Source organism: Curtobacterium sp. YC1, assembly GCF_016267665.1.
Taxonomy (GTDB): domain Bacteria; phylum Actinomycetota; class Actinomycetes; order Actinomycetales; family Microbacteriaceae; genus Curtobacterium.
Map to the genome: position 1 here is coordinate 3,195,521 of NZ_CP066341.1, position 13,849 is coordinate 3,209,369.

Here is a 13,849-nt window from a genome sequence, read left to right on the forward strand (position 1 = left end):
GTCGACCGGGCTCGTCACTCCTTGGCGAGTGCCGCGTCCATCTTCGCGGCCAGCTCCTCGGCGACCTCGTCGACCGGCTCCGAGCCGTCGAAGGCGCTCGGGAGCAGGTTCGTCTCGAGGGTGTTCCACGTGGCGGTGTTCTTCGACACGGGCAGCGGCTTCGCGTACTCCACCGCGTCGAGGAACACCTGCAGGTCGGCGTCCGGCATGGTCTTCGTGAACGCGTCCTGCGTCCCCGTGTACGCGGGGATGATCGCGCCCATGTCGCCCTGCTGCTGCTGGGCCGGCTTCGACGCCATGTAGGCCTGCAGCGCCTGCGCCGCCGCCTTGTTCTTCGAGCCCTCGGCCACGACGTTCGAGACACCGTGGATGACCGTGGCCTGCTCCTTGCCCTTCGGCAGGGGGTAGGCGACGACGTCCTGCTCGATGTCGCTGCCGATCAGCGCCGAACGGAACCAGCTGCCGCCCTGGTACATCGCGACCTTGCCGGAGGTGAACCACTGGTCGGCGGTGGTGTCGGTCAGCTGCTGCATCGTGGGCGACGCCCCGGACTCGATGAGGTCGGCCCAGAAGGCCAGCCCGGCTTCGGCCGCCTCGGAGTCGTACGCCGACTCCTTGCCGTCGATGACGGAGCCGCCGGCCTGGAAGATCGTGTCGTAGTAGGTGGTCTGGCCGTCCATGCCCGCGGCGGCGCCGTACGCACCCTTGCTCTTCAGCTTCTCGGAGAGCTCGGCACCGGTCTGCTGGAAGTCGTCCCAGGTCCAGTCCTTCGGCGGCATCGGGACGCCGGCCTGCTCGAACAGCGACTTGTTCATCCAGACGCCGATGGTGTCGAAGTCCTTCGGGACGCCGTACTGGGTGCCGTCGTACGTGTAGAGCTTGTTGAGCGCGGACGAGTAGTTCGCCGGGTCGATGGCGCCCGACTCGACCGAGTCGGTGATCGGGGCGAGCTTGCCGTTGGCTGCGTACAGCTGGAAGTTCGGGCCGTTCATCCAGAACAGGTCGGGCAGCGTGTTGCTCGAGCCCTGCGTCTGCAGCTTGGTGAAGTAGCTGGCGTACGGCGTGACGTCGACGTTGACCTTGATGTCGGGGTACTCCTCGTTGAACCCGGCGATGTTGGCCTTGATGGCCTTCACCTGGTTCTGGTCCCAGACGGCGTACGTCAGGTCCGCCTTGGTGTCCTTCGCGACCTCGCCGGAGCCGGACGCCCCGGACGACGAGGAGCACCCGGCGAGGAGTGCGGCCGCACCGAGCGCGGCGACGGCGCCGAGGAGGGCGCGGCGCACGCCGGTTCCTCGGGCGGGGATGTGTGCGGTCATCGGGAGGTCCTTTCGCACGGCCGTCAGGAGACGACGGTCTGGGTGGCGGGGGTGACGGGGTGGGTGAAGTGCGCGATCGTTCCGGCCGGCAGGGGCGGGACGTCGATCGGGACGGAGCCGTTGCGCAGCGACCGGGTCGCGAGTGCGCCCGCGGCGACCGCGGCGCGGGCCGCGAGCGGGGAGAGCTCCGTGGGTTCACCGAAGGCGACGGACCGGAGGAACTCGGTCATGGTGAGCAGGTCGGCGTCGGCGTGGCCGTCCTCGACGCCGTCGACGGGGTACTCGCGGTCGCCCGCGGTGTCCCACCCGCGGCGGTGGTTCCAGACCTTCACGACCCCGCCGCCGGTGTCGCCGATGTTCTCGAGCCGTCCCTCGGTCCCGATGACGGTGTAGTTCCGCCAGTAGTCCGGGGTGAAGTGGCACTGCTCGTAGCTGGCCTGCACCCCGTTGTCGAGCGTCATCATGACCATCGAGACGTCCTCGACGTCGACGACGGGGTTGAGCCCGGTCTGCTCGAGCGGCGGCCAGTTGTCGAACGAGAACCAGTCCCCCATCAGCTCGCCGCTGCGGTCCCGTCGGTCCTGCACGTCGCCGTACACCGACAGCGACCCCATGCCGACGACCCGTGCGGTGTCGCCGCCGCCGAGGGCGTGGATGACGTCGAGGTCGTGGCTGGCCTTCTGCAGGAGCAGGGAGTTCACCTTCGAGCGGTCGGCGTGCCAGTCCTTGAAGTAGTAGTCGCCCCCGTTGCCGACGAAGTGCCGGCACCAGACCGCCTTCACCTCGCCGATCTCGCCGCGGTCGACGATGTCGCGCATCAGGCGGACCACCGCCGCGTGCCGGAAGTTGTGCCCCACGTAGAGGGGCGTGCCGGTCTCCGCAGCCGTGTTCAGCACCGCGTCGGCGTCCTCGACGGTGATGGCGAGGGGCTTCTCGAGGTAGACGGCGATGCCGGCACGGAGCAGGTCGATCGCGATCTCGGCGTGGGTCCAGTCCGGTGTCGTGACGATCGCCGCGTCCACGTGGCCCGTCAGGTCCCGGTGGTGCTCGGCGACCAGTGCGTCGGGGTACTCGGCGCGCCCACGCTCGCGGCCGGCGTCGGTGACGTCCGCCACGGCGACGATCCTGGCGCGGAGGGTCGGGTCGGCGGCGGTCGCCTCGGCGACGTGCCGTGCGATCGCGGACCGCTGGCCCATCCCGACCACCGCGATGCGGAGTTCTGCGTCATCAGCGCTCGTGCTCATCTCGCTCCCTTGCGTGATAGTGACGTCCATGATGCCGAATCGATCATGAATGCACAATAGGCGCTCAGGGATCGCTCACGGCAGGGGGTGCGGTCGGGTTTTACACGATCGAAACGTCATCGCAGCACCGGCGGTCGGTCGACGCTCCCACGGGACGGTCGAGGACGACGGGTCGATCGGACCCGAGCCGCGGCCTTCCACCCGGTCCGGCGTCAGTCGGCGACGACGAGCTCGACGCCGGCACTCGCCAGGTCGGCAGCGAAGCCCGAGGGCACGGGCTGGTCGGTCACCAGGACGTCGATGCGTTCGAGCGGGCAGATGCGCGCGAAGGTGGCGCGCTCGATCTTCGTCGAGTCGGCGACCACCACCACACGACGCCCCACCGACGCGAAGTGCCGGCTGACCTCTGCCTCACCCTCGTGCATCGTGGTGGCGCCGTACTGCCCGGTCAGGCCGTCGACGCCGAGCACGACCAGGTCGAGCGCGAACTCGTCGAGCGTGTCGCGCACCAGCGGCCCCACGAGCTCGTAGGACTGCCGCCGCGCCACGCCGCCGGTGACCACGATCTTGACGTTCGCGCGGACGGACAGCTCGTACCCGACGTTGAGGGCGTTGGTCACGATGGTGATGCCGAACTCGCCGTCGGCGCGGATGAAGCGCTCGCTCTTGCCGAGTTCGCGGGCGACCTCGGTCGTGGTCGTCCCGCCGTTCAGGCCGACGGTCTCACCCGGCTGCACGAGCTGGGCGGCGGCGCGGGCGATCGCGGTCTTCGCCTCGGCCTGCCGAGCGATCTTGTACTGCAGCGGGAGCTCGTACCCCGCGCCGAGTGCCGCCGCTCCCCCGTGCGTGCGCGTGACGAGCCGCTGGTCGGCCAGGGTCGCGAGGTCGCGTCGGGCCGTCGCCGCGGAGATCCCGAGCAGCTCGCCGATCTCGGCGATCGACACGTTGCCGCGTTCGCTCACCAGTTCGAGCAGGGCGTTCAGCCGCTGTTGGGGGGTCATGTCGGTCATCCTACGGCGTCCAGCGCGGCCGGTCATGATCGGGAATGACGTTTTGCTCTTCCGTCGCGCACGATCGCTCGCTACGCTTCCTGATCATCGATCACCGGGATCGATCCGGACCGGGAGGCCTCCATGACCGACACCTTCGTGAGCGCCGAGCTGGCGTCCCAACCGGAGACCTGGCGGACCGCGGCGGGCCTGCTGCCGACGTTCGCGGGCGCGCTCCCCCAGCCGGGCGAACGCGTCGCGGTGGTCGGCTGCGGCACGAGCTGGTTCGTCGCGATGAGCTACGCCGTCGCCCGCGAGCAGGCGGGCCTCGGGACCACCGACGCGTTCGCCGGCTCCGAGTACCCGGCGTCCCGCGAGTACGACCGCGTGGTCACCATCAGCCGGTCGGGCACGACGACCGAGATCGTCGACCTGCTCCGCGCCCTGCCGTCGCAGCGGACCGCCCTGATCACCGCCGTGCCGGACAGCCCGGCCGCGGCCGTCGCCGACGACGTCGTGGCCCTGCCCTTCGCCGACGAGCGGTCGGTCGTGCAGACCCGGTTCGCGACGACGACCCTCGCACTGCTGCGGGCGTCGATCGGTGACGACGTGGACGCCCTCGCCGCCCAGGCCGAGACCGCGCTGACGCTGCCGATCGACGACCTGCTCGACGCCGAGCAGGTCACGTTCGTCGGCCGCGGCGCCGCCGTCGGTCTGACCGCCGAGGCTGCGCTCAAGACGCGCGAGGCCGCGCAGTTCTGGGCGGAGTCCTACCCCGCCATGGACTACCGGCACGGGCCGATCGCCATCGCGCAGCCCGGTCGCCTGGTCTGGTCGCTCGGTGCCGCCCCGACGGGCCTCGCCGACGACGTCGCCGCCACCGGTGCCCGGTTCGTCCACCACGACCTCGACCCGATCGCCGGGCTCGTCGTCGTGCACCGGTTCGCCGTGGCCCTCGCCGAGCAGCGCGGGCTGGACCCGGACAACCCCCGGTCGCTCACCCGTTCGGTCATCCTCACCTGATGGCGTCCGCAGCGGCGGTGCTCGGGGTCGACGTCGGCGGCACGGGCATCAAGGCCCGGCTGACCGGCGCCGACGGGCTCGTCCTCGACGAGGTCCGGGTGCCGACGCCGCGCGACGACCCTCGGGCCGAGCAGCTGGCCGCGGTCGTCGGCGCGCTGGCGACGCAGGCCGCGGAGCGTGCACCGCTCGCGGCGGTCGGGCTCGTGACACCGGGTGTCGTCGACGAGACCACGGGCACCGTGGTCCTCGCGGTGAACCTCGGATGGCGCGACGTGCCGGTCGGTGACACCGTGCGGGCCGAGCTCCGACGTCGGGGGATCGACGCTCCGCTCGCCGTCGGCCACGACGTCCGTGCCGGTGCGCTGGCCGAGGTCCGCGCCGGTGGTCCGGCGCTGGCCCGCGGGTCGGTCGCCTTCGTGCCGGTCGGGACCGGGCTCGCGAGTGCGCTCGTGGTGGACGGTCACGTCGTGCCGGGCGGCGGTTGGGCGGGGGAGATCGGCCAGGTGCGGATCACGGCCGGGCCGCACGCCGGACTGCGCGTCGAGGAGATCGCGTCCGCCGGTGCGGTCGCGCGCCGGACCGGGACGGCCTCCGCGCTCGATGCGGTCCGCCGGGTGCACGCGGGCGACCCCGTCGCGACCGCCGTCTGGGACGACTGCGTGGCGGTGCTCGCCGATGCCCTCGCGTGGACCACGGCCGTCGCGGGCTGCCACACGGTCGTCGTCGGCGGGGGACTCGCCCTGGCCGGCGACCTGCTCTTCGACGGGCTCCGTGCCCGCCTGACCGAACGCCTCGTCGGCGTGCGCGTGCCGGCCGTCGTCCCGGCGCAGCACGGCGACGCCGCCGGTGCGATCGGCGCCGACGCGCTCGCACGACACCTGCTCGAGACCGGGGTGCTGGTGTGACGACGCTCGTCCGCGCCCCGCGCATCCTGACCGCCACCGACGACGTGCACGACGGCTGGCTCGTGGTCGACGAGGACGACGACACCGTCCAGGCCGTCGGGCGGGGGACGCCACCACCGACCGACACGGTGCGCACCCTCGACGGCACCGTCGTCCCCGGTTTCGTGGACCTGCACGCCCACGGTGCGCTGGGCCACGACTTCGCCATTTGCTCCGTCGACGGCGCCCGGACCGCGGTCGCGCACCACCGCTCACGGGGGACCAGCGTGCTCGTCGCCTCGGTGGCCACCGGAACGCCGACGGACACCGCCGCCGCACTCGCACGGCTCCGGTCGCTCGTGGCGGACGGCACGCTCGCCGGACTGCACCTCGAGGGGCCGTGGCTCGCTCCGGCCCGACGTGGTGCCCACCGAGCCGACCTGCTGCACGCACCGGCGCCGGCCGAGCTGGACGCCTACTGCGAGGCAGCCGACGGCGCGCTCCGCATCGTCACGCTCGCACCTGAGCTGCCGGGCGCCCTCGACGCCGTCGTACGCCTCACCGCCGCGGGGGTGGTCGTCGCGATCGGCCACACCGACGCCACCGCCGACCAGACCCGCCGCGCGATCGACGCCGGCGCCTCGCTGGTCACCCACCTGTTCAACGGCATGCCGCCGCTGCACCACCGCGCGCCCGGACCGGTCGGGGTCGCCCTGACCGACGACCGCGTGCTGCTCGAGTGCATCGTCGACGGGCACCACCTCGACCCCACGACGGTCGCGCTCGTCCAGCGGAGCGCCCCCGGCCGCACCGTCCTGGTCTCCGACGCGATGTCGGCGACCGGCTGCGCGGACGGCGAGCACACGGTGGCCGGTTCCGCGGTGTCGGTCCGCGACGGGATCGCCGTGCTGAGCGACGGCTCGTCGCTGGCGGGGAGCACGATCACCGTCGCCGACGCCGTCCGACGGCTCGTGGCCGCGGGCACACCGCTGCCCGAGATCGTCGCCGCCTCGGCCGGACGCGCGGCCGCCCTGCTCGGGCTGCCGGCGCCGCTCACGGTCGGCGCACCCGCCGACCTGCAGGTCCTGGACCCGGTGACCGGCGACGTGCACGACCTGCCGACGGAGGTGACCGCGTGATCCTCGTCGTCACCCCGAACCCCGCGGTCGACGTGACCTACCGGGTCGCCGAGCAGCGCATCGGCGAGACCCAGCGCGTGCTCGAGGTGCAGCGGCGCCCAGGCGGCAAGGGGTTGAACGTCGGTCGGGTCCTCGCCGCCCTCGACGTCCCGAGCCGAGCCGTCCTGCCGCTCGGGGGCACCGCGGGCCGGTGGATCGCGGACGCGCTCGACGCCCTCGGGCTCGCACACACCGACGTCGCCGTCGCGGGGGAGACCCGCACGACGGTCACGGTGGTCGACGACGCGGCCCACCCGACGATGTTCGGCGAACCCGGACCCGCGCTCGACCCCCTCGAGTGGGACGCGGTCGCCGCGGCCGTCGACGAGCTGCTCGACGGTGCGGACGTGCTCGTCGTGTCCGGTTCGCTGCCGGGCGGCACCGATCCCGCCGTCGTCGCGTGCTGGGTGACGGCCGCCCGTGCGCACGGCGTCCGCACGGTGGTCGACTGCTCCGGCCCGGCGCTCCTGGCGGCCGCGACCGCCGGCGTCACCGTCTGCAAGCCGAACCGCGAGGAACTGCTCGCCGCCACCGGCACCGACGACGAGCGGACGGGCGCGCTGCACCTGCTCGCCCGCGGAGCGGCCGTCGTCGTGGTCTCGCGGGGATCGGACGGCATCGCCGCCCACACCGCGGAGCACGTGCTCGAGGTCCCCGCGGTCCCGGGCGTCTCCGGCAACCCGACCGGTGCGGGAGACGCCGCGACCGCCGGGCTCGTCCGCGCCCTCGTGACCGACGAGGACGGCACAGCGCTCCACGAGCAGGACGACACGGGCCGCTACGGCGGCACACCCCTCGACGACGCCACCCTGCTCCGCGCTCTCCGGTCCGCCGCCGCGCACGGTGCCGCCGCCGTCCTGCAGCCGGTGGCCGGCGAGGTCGACCCGGCCGACGTGCACCGCTTCCTGTCCGGACCACCCGCCCCCACCTCCGACCGAACGAGGACCCCCGCATGATCACCGACCTCGCCCTCACGGGTCTGCTCGACACCGCCCGCACCGCCCACCGCGGGGTCGGCGCCTTCAACGTCGTCCTGCTCGAGCACGCCGAGGCCATCGTCGCCGGCGCCGAGTCGGCGGGCCTGCCGGTCGTCCTGCAGATCAGCGAGAACTGCGTCCGCTACCACGGCGGACTCGCGCCCATCACGACCGCGACCCAGGCCGTGGCCCGGGCCGCCGACGTCGACGTCCTCGTGCACCTCGACCACATCGAGGACCCGGACCTCGTCGCCGCGGGCATCGACCTGGGCGTCGACTCGGTCATGTACGACGGCTCCCACCTGGACTTCGCCGCCAACGTGGCCGCCACGCGCGCGCTCGCCGAGCGGTGCCACGACGCGGGGATCGCGATCGAGGCGGAGCTCGGCGAGGTCGGCGGCAAGGACGGCGTGCACGCGCCCGGCGTGCGGACCGACCCGACCGACGCCGCGGCCTTCGTGGCGGACACCGGGGTCGACGCGCTGGCCGTCGCGGTCGGGACCTCGCACGCCATGCAGACGCGCGAGGCCGCGGTGGACCGTGCCCTCGTCGAGCGCCTGCGGGCCGCGGTGCCCGTGCCGCTCGTGCTGCACGGGTCGTCCGGGTTGTCCGACGACGAACTGCGCGGCGCGGTCCGGGCCGGGATGACGAAGATCAACATCTCGACGCACCTGAACGGCCTGTTCACCCAGGCGCTGCGCTCCGTGCTCGACGAGCGTCCGGACGTCGTCGACCCGCGCAAGTACGTGGGGGCCGGGCGGGACGCCGTGGCCTCGGAGACGGCACGCCTCCTGACGCTCCTGCACGGCTGACACCGACGGCGCGGCTGCGGCGACGGCACAGGCAGCACGCGCGCCCGCGCCGACTGCTGCGGCGACGGCACAGGCAGCACGCACGCCCGCGCCCGCGCCGACTGCTGCGGCGCCGAGCCCGAAGGCCTCAGCAGAGCGGGACGTTCACCGCGAGCCCGCCCATCGCGGTCTCCTTGTACTTCGACGACATGTCGGCCCCGGTCTGCCGCATCGTCTCGACGACCTGGTCGAGCGACACGTGGTGCACCCCGTCGCCCCGCAGGGCCATCCGCGCGGCGTTGATCGCCTTGTTCGCGGCGATCGCGTTGCGTTCGATGCACGGGATCTGCACCAGGCCACCGATCGGGTCGCACGTCAGCCCGAGGTTGTGCTCCATCGCGATCTCGGCGGCGTTCTCGACCTGCTCGGGGGTGCCGCCGAGCACCTCGGCCAGGCCGGCCGCGGCCATCGACGCCGCGGATCCGACCTCGCCCTGGCACCCGACCTCGGCTCCGGAGATCGAGGCGCGTTCCTTGTAGATCGAGCCGATCGCCCCCGCCGTCAGCAGGAACCGCACGACGGCGTCGTCACGCTCCGCCGAGGACGCCCCGGCGACCGCCGGCACGTAGGTGAGCGCGTAGTACACGACCGCGGGGATGATGCCGGCCGCCCCGTTCGTCGGTGCGGTGACGACCCGGCCACCGGTGGCGTTCTCCTCGTTGACGGCCATGGCGACCAGGTTCACCCACTCCATCGCGAACAGCGGGTCGTGGTCGGGGTCCTCGCGCGTGAGCTGCTCGTGCCAGGTCGCGGCCCGCCGTCGGACGTCGAGCCCGCCGGGCAGGCAGCCGTCGCGCCGGACGGAGCGCTCGACGCAGGACTCCATCACGGCGTGGATGCCGAGCAGGCCCGACCGGACCTCGGACTCCGGACGGTGGACGGCCTCGTTGGCGAGCGCGACACCGCTGATCGGCAGACCCGAGCCCGTGCAGGCGGCGAGCAGCTCGGCGCCGCTCGAGAACGGGAACGGCACCGCGTCGTCGACCGGGATCGCGGCACCGGCGACGGCGGAGGGCGCGTCCACCGCGGGTTCGGTCGCCTCGTCCCGCGTGATGAACCCACCGCCGATCGAGTAGTAGGTCTCGTCGGCCAGGTCCACCCCGGCGGCGTCACGGGCGCGCAGTCGCATGGCGTTCGGGTGCCGCGGCAGCATCGTCAGGGGGTGCAGGACGATGTCGGTCAGGCGGAAGGGCACGCGGGCGCCGCCGTCGAGCTGCAGCACACCGTCACGCTGCAGGGCGTCGAGCGCAGCGGCCATCGCGTCGGGGTCCACCGTCTCGGGGTGGGACCCCATGAGTCCGGCGACGACCGCACCGAGGGTGCCGTGCCCCTGCCCGGTCGAGGCGAGCGAGCCGTACAGGTCGACGACCACGGTGTCGACCGGCAGGCCGCGGACGAGCGCGGCGAACTCGGCACCGGCCCGCATCGGCCCGACCGTGTGCGAGCTCGAGGGGCCGACACCGATGCTGAACAGATCGAAGACGGAGACCGGCACGCCGCCACACTAACCCGTCCGGACGGGTCGGGCCTCAGCGCTGCCGATCGGTCAGGGGACGAGCACGATCTTGCCGCGCGTGTGCCGCTGCTCGAGCTCCTCGTAGGCGTCCTGCACGCGCTCGAGCGGATAGGTGGCGGCGATCGGCACCTCGATCGCGCCGCTGGCGACCTGCATGGCGAGCGCGCCGAGGATCTCGGGGTCGGCGGTGTCGGCGCTGCCGGAGGCCTTCGCCCCGACCTCGGCCGCCTCGTCGAACGCGATGATCGTCTCGATGCGGTCGGCGGGCACGCCCAGGGCGATCCCGAGCCGGACGTACTCCGGCCCGTACGTGTCGATCACGGCGTCGACGCCGTTCGTCGCGAGTTCGGCGATGCGCTCCTGCAGCCCCTCGCCGTACGCGACGGGTCGGGCGTGCTTGGAGCGGAGCCACTCGTGGTTCGCCTCGGACGCGATCGCGATCACGTCGATGCCCTCGTTCGTCAGCATCTGCGTGACGAAGCCGCCCACGCCACCGGCGGCACCGGAGACCACGACGGTCTCACCGACGCGCGGGTCGACGGCCCGGACTGCCGCGGCCGCAGTGGTGGCGATCACGTCGAGCCCGCCCGCGACGGTCCAGTCGAGCAGGCGCGGCTTCTGCACCACCTGGCCGGCCGGCACCGAGACGTACTCGGCGTGGCTCGCACGGTCCCACGACCACCCGATGACCTCTTCGCCCTCGTCGACCCCGTCGACCTCGGGCCCGACGGCCACGACGATGCCCGCGAAGTCGGTGCCCTGCCCCGACGGCACGTCGCCGCCGACCAGACCCTGGCGGATGGCGGACTCACCGGGGTTGATGCCGGCAGCGCGGACCCGGACGAGCACCCGGCCGGGCGTCACCTCGGGCACGGGCACCTCGGCGACGTGCAGCACGGAGCGGTCGCCCCACTCGTCGAATCGGACAGCGCGCATGGTCTCCGGGATGGCAGTCATCGCGTCCGACGCTACCCCGCGCTCCAAGACTGGTCCGCGTGGACCGCTCCATCCGCACACCCGCGGGGAACGCGGCAGTGGGAGACTGTCGCCATGCCCATCCTGAACAAGGACATGCAGGTCTGCATGTCACTGGCCGCCCGCCCGAGCAACATCGGCACCCGGTTCCACAACTTCCTGTACGACGAGCTCGGTCTCAACTTCCTGTACAAGGCGTTCACGACGACCGACCTGCCCGGCGCCGTCACCGGCATCCGCGCGCTCGGCATCCGCGGCTGTTCCGTGTCGATGCCGTTCAAGGAGGCGATCATCCCGCTCGTCGACCACATCGAGGAGTCGGCGGCGGCGATCCAGTCCGTCAACACGGTCGTGAACGACGACGGGGTGCTCACGGCGTCGAACACCGACTACGAGGCGGTCGCCGCGCTGCTCGGCTCGCACGGCGTCGACCCGTCGTCCCGCGTGCTGCTCCGCGGTTCCGGCGGGATGGCGAAGGCGGTCACCGCGGCGTTCCGGGGCGCGGGCTTCGAGCAGCTGACGGTCGTCGCCCGCAACGAGCAGACCGGCCCGGCGCTCGCCGAGCAGTACGGCTTCGGGTGGGTCGCCGAGGAACGCGAGGCGGGGGAGACCGACGTCGTCGTGAACGTCACGCCGCTCGGCATGCGCGGCGACCAGCAGGACGCGCTCGCCTTCACGCCGGAACGGATCGAGGCCGCGGACACCGTCTTCGACGTGGTCGCGTTCCCGTCCGAGACCCCGCTCGTGCGGGCTGGCCGAGACGCCGGCAAGCACGTCGTCACCGGCGCCGAGGTCATCGCCCTGCAGGCGGCCCGTCAGTTCGAGCGCTACACGGGCGTCGCACTGACGGACGACCAGGTGGCGCGCGCCAGCGCCTTCTCGCGCGCCGAGTAGCCGGGACCCGGTGTCGGCCGGGAGGCCCGTGGCGGCGCCGCCACGGGCCTCCCGTCCGTCTGGTGGGGACGTCTCAGGCGTTCGCCGCGCGCCCGGCCGCGACCCAGCTGAGCCGGCGGATGCTCTCGCGGTTGCGGAACCAGATGCCCGGCTGCGCGATGAAGCCGGGGACGAGCGATCCGGGGCCCTCGACCGGGTTCTCCCGCAGGGTCACGCGGCAGCCGCGCGGGTGCGGTTCGACCTCGACCTCGACCCGGGCCTCACCGACCGGCCACCCACGCGCCTGGATGACCAGCCGCCGGGGCTCGTCACGCTCCAGGACGGTCGTGGTGTCGTTGATGACGAACGGCCAGACGCCGAACGAGTGGTGGATCCGGGTGCCCACGGCCGGCCATCCCGGGTCCGCACCACGCATCCGCGAGGCACCGACCACCCACGTCGGGTAGAGCCAGCCGTCGCGGAGGACGTCGAAGACGGCCTCGGGGGAGCAGTGGAAGATGCGGACGTTCTTCGCCATGGTGATCAGCCTTCCGGGGTGAGGTCGACGTCCTCCGGCAAGCCGAAGGTGTGCCGCAGGGCGCTCTTCGCGGCGTGCCAGCCGGCCATGCCGTGCACACCGGGGCCGGGCGCGGAGGACTCGGAGCACAGGTACATGCCGCCGCCCATCCGCCACGGGTCGCTCGACAGGACGGGGCGCTTGACGAGCTGCCAGAAGCTCGCGGCGCCGGCGGCGATGTCGCCACCGACGTAGTTCGGGTTGTACTCGCCCATCTGCACGGCGGTGCGGGAGCTCGACGCCAGGACGGTGTCGCGGAACCCGGGCGCGAAGCGCTCGATCTGCCGCGTGACGACCTCGGTCGGGTCGACGTCCGACCCGGCGGGGACGTGCGCGTAGGCCCAGAACACGTGCTTGCCCTCTGGTGCGCGCGACGGGTCCACCACCGTCGGCTCGGCCCCGAGGACGTACGGGCGCTCGGCGTGCTGCCCCTGAGCGACGGCACGTTCGGCATCGGCGATCTCGGCGCGCGTGCCACCGATGTGCACCGTCCCGGCCCGCCGGAGGTCCTCGTTGGTCCACGGCACCGCGTCGGACAGCGCGAAGTCGACCTTGGCCGCCGCGTTGCCGAACCGGAAGCGTCGGAGTGCCCCGCGCTTGGGCGTGGGGATCTGCTCCCCCGCGATCTGCAGCATGCCGGGCACGCTCGTGTCGAACAGCACCGCCTTGGCGGGGGTCAGGTCGCCGAGCGACCGGACCTCGTGCCCGGTGACGATGCGGCCGCCGTGCGCGACGAGGTCGGCGGCGAGCGCGTCGACGATCGCCTGGCTGCCGCCGATCGGCACCGGCCACCCGCGGGCGTGCGCGTACGAGCCGAGCGAGAGCGCCGCGGCGGCGGTGGACAGCGAGGGCAGGTGCTGGATCGAGTGCGCGGCGACACCGGACACCATCGCCGGCGCGGTGTCCCCGCGGAAGCGCAGGTTCCACGCGCTGGTGCCCTGCTCCAGGGCGCGCAGGCCGAACTGCAGGACGGTGAGCGGGTGGCGTGGGACGTGCAGCAGGGCGTCGGTCGCGAAGTCGGCGACATGGTCGGCGTGCCGGGACAGCGGTGCCATCAGGTGGCGGAAGGCCGCTCCGTCCACGCCGAGCCCCTCGGCGGTGCGGTCGATGTCCTGGTACGCGATGCCCGCACGGCCGCCGTCGAGCGGGTGGCCGTACTGCACCTCGGGCAGGCGGAGCTCGATGCGCTCCTCCATGCGGAACAGCCGGAAGAACTCGGACTGCAGTGCCATGGGGTGCACGGCGGAGCAGACGTCGTGCAGGAACCCGGGCAGGGTGAGCTCGGCCGTGCGGGCACCACCGCCGATCGTGTCGTTCCGTTCGACGACCTCGACCGACAGGCCGGCCCGGGCGAGCGTCACCGCCGCAGCGAGCCCGTTCGGTCCTGCTCCGACGACCACCGCATCAACCATGCACCGAGCCTAGGGACTCGCGACTGCGCGT

At 73.0% G+C, this 13,849-nt stretch carries 13 protein-coding genes; 6 read left to right on the forward strand and 7 right to left on the reverse strand.

All coding sequences use genetic code 11. The features are described from left to right. Positions 1 to 14: 14 nt before the first annotated feature. The 3 genes from I8920_RS15135 to I8920_RS15145 form a co-directional block, all read right to left on the reverse strand. Positions 15 to 1,319 (reverse strand): ABC transporter substrate-binding protein, encoded by a 1,305-nt coding sequence (locus I8920_RS15135; RefSeq protein ID WP_198657082.1) that lies wholly within the window; start codon positions 1,317 to 1,319, stop codon positions 15 to 17. 23 nt (positions 1,320 to 1,342) lie between these two features. Beyond that, a complete protein-coding gene (locus I8920_RS15140; RefSeq protein ID WP_198657083.1) occupies positions 1,343 to 2,563 on the reverse strand; it encodes a Gfo/Idh/MocA family protein in 1,221 nt (406 codons plus the stop codon). Positions 2,564 to 2,775: 212 nt separating this feature from the next. Then, positions 2,776 to 3,564: a DeoR/GlpR family DNA-binding transcription regulator gene (locus tag I8920_RS15145; RefSeq protein ID WP_225558822.1), complete on the reverse strand. Its 789-nt coding sequence runs from the start codon at positions 3,562 to 3,564 to the stop codon at positions 2,776 to 2,778. Positions 3,565 to 3,696: 132 nt separating this feature from the next. Here I8920_RS15145 and I8920_RS15150 point away from each other — a divergent pair, with 132 nt between their 5' ends. Genes I8920_RS15150 through I8920_RS15170 form a run of 5 tightly spaced genes read left to right on the forward strand, consistent with a single transcriptional unit; the run spans position 3,697 to position 8,426 of the window. After that, entirely contained in the window at positions 3,697 to 4,575 is an 879-nt protein-coding gene (locus I8920_RS15150; protein WP_198657085.1) for an SIS domain-containing protein, read from the forward strand. Then, positions 4,575 to 5,480 (forward strand): ROK family protein, encoded by a 906-nt coding sequence (locus I8920_RS15155; RefSeq protein ID WP_198657086.1) that lies wholly within the window; start codon positions 4,575 to 4,577, stop codon positions 5,478 to 5,480. The genes I8920_RS15150 and I8920_RS15155 overlap by 1 nt, the downstream gene beginning before the upstream one ends. Beyond that, positions 5,477 to 6,598: an N-acetylglucosamine-6-phosphate deacetylase gene (locus I8920_RS15160; protein ID WP_198657087.1), complete on the forward strand. Its 1,122-nt coding sequence runs from the start codon at positions 5,477 to 5,479 to the stop codon at positions 6,596 to 6,598. The genes I8920_RS15155 and I8920_RS15160 overlap by 4 nt, the downstream gene beginning before the upstream one ends. Next, positions 6,595 to 7,593, forward strand: a complete 999-nt coding sequence (locus I8920_RS15165; protein ID WP_198657088.1) for a 1-phosphofructokinase family hexose kinase — start codon at positions 6,595 to 6,597, stop codon at positions 7,591 to 7,593. Before I8920_RS15160 ends, I8920_RS15165 begins: the two co-directional genes overlap by 4 nt. After that, entirely contained in the window at positions 7,590 to 8,426 is an 837-nt protein-coding gene (locus tag I8920_RS15170; protein ID WP_198657089.1) for a class II fructose-bisphosphate aldolase, read from the forward strand. Before I8920_RS15165 ends, I8920_RS15170 begins: the two co-directional genes overlap by 4 nt. Positions 8,427 to 8,553: 127 nt before the next feature. Here the strand turns inward: I8920_RS15170 and I8920_RS15175 are convergent, their stop codons facing one another. Both I8920_RS15175 and I8920_RS15180 read right to left on the reverse strand, forming a co-directional pair. Further along, complete coding sequence (locus I8920_RS15175; RefSeq protein WP_198657090.1) at positions 8,554 to 9,960, reverse strand: L-serine ammonia-lyase; 1,407 nt, start codon at positions 9,958 to 9,960, stop codon at positions 8,554 to 8,556. A gap of 51 nt (positions 9,961 to 10,011) precedes the next feature. Next, a complete protein-coding gene (locus tag I8920_RS15180; protein WP_225558816.1) occupies positions 10,012 to 10,938 on the reverse strand; it encodes an NADP-dependent oxidoreductase in 927 nt (308 codons plus the stop codon). 93 nt (positions 10,939 to 11,031) lie between these two features. Between I8920_RS15180 and I8920_RS15185 the strand changes: the two genes are divergently transcribed. After that, positions 11,032 to 11,850: a shikimate 5-dehydrogenase gene (locus I8920_RS15185; RefSeq protein WP_198657091.1), complete on the forward strand. Its 819-nt coding sequence runs from the start codon at positions 11,032 to 11,034 to the stop codon at positions 11,848 to 11,850. A gap of 73 nt (positions 11,851 to 11,923) precedes the next feature. Here the strand turns inward: I8920_RS15185 and I8920_RS15190 are convergent, their stop codons facing one another. Next, complete coding sequence (locus I8920_RS15190; protein WP_198657092.1) at positions 11,924 to 12,367, reverse strand: SRPBCC family protein; 444 nt, start codon at positions 12,365 to 12,367, stop codon at positions 11,924 to 11,926. A 5-nt stretch (positions 12,368 to 12,372) separates the two neighbouring features. After that, positions 12,373 to 13,818, reverse strand: coding sequence for a phytoene desaturase family protein (locus I8920_RS15195; protein ID WP_198657093.1), 1,446 nt, complete (start codon positions 13,816 to 13,818; stop codon positions 12,373 to 12,375). Positions 13,819 to 13,849 lie beyond the last annotated feature (31 nt).

What these genes read in the sequence shown, in the direction of transcription:
- I8920_RS15145 (WP_225558822.1), bottom strand. Translation starts at nt 3,564, where the DNA reads ATGACCCCCCAACAGCGGCTGAACGCCCTGCTCGAACTGGTGAGCGAA.
- I8920_RS15195 (WP_198657093.1), bottom strand. Translation starts at nt 13,818, where the DNA reads ATGGTTGATGCGGTGGTCGTCGGAGCAGGACCGAACGGGCTCGCTGCG.
- I8920_RS15155 (WP_198657086.1), top strand. Translation starts at nt 4,575, where the DNA reads ATGGCGTCCGCAGCGGCGGTGCTCGGGGTCGACGTCGGCGGCACGGGC.
- I8920_RS15180 (WP_225558816.1), bottom strand. Translation starts at nt 10,938, where the DNA reads ATGACTGCCATCCCGGAGACCATGCGCGCTGTCCGATTCGACGAGTGG.
- I8920_RS15140 (WP_198657083.1), bottom strand. Translation starts at nt 2,563, where the DNA reads ATGAGCACGAGCGCTGATGACGCAGAACTCCGCATCGCGGTGGTCGGG.
- I8920_RS15135 (WP_198657082.1), bottom strand. Translation starts at nt 1,319, where the DNA reads ATGACCGCACACATCCCCGCCCGAGGAACCGGCGTGCGCCGCGCCCTC.
- I8920_RS15150 (WP_198657085.1), top strand. Translation starts at nt 3,697, where the DNA reads ATGACCGACACCTTCGTGAGCGCCGAGCTGGCGTCCCAACCGGAGACC.
- I8920_RS15190 (WP_198657092.1), bottom strand. Translation starts at nt 12,367, where the DNA reads ATGGCGAAGAACGTCCGCATCTTCCACTGCTCCCCCGAGGCCGTCTTC.
- I8920_RS15185 (WP_198657091.1), top strand. Translation starts at nt 11,032, where the DNA reads ATGCCCATCCTGAACAAGGACATGCAGGTCTGCATGTCACTGGCCGCC.
- I8920_RS15170 (WP_198657089.1), top strand. Translation starts at nt 7,590, where the DNA reads ATGATCACCGACCTCGCCCTCACGGGTCTGCTCGACACCGCCCGCACC.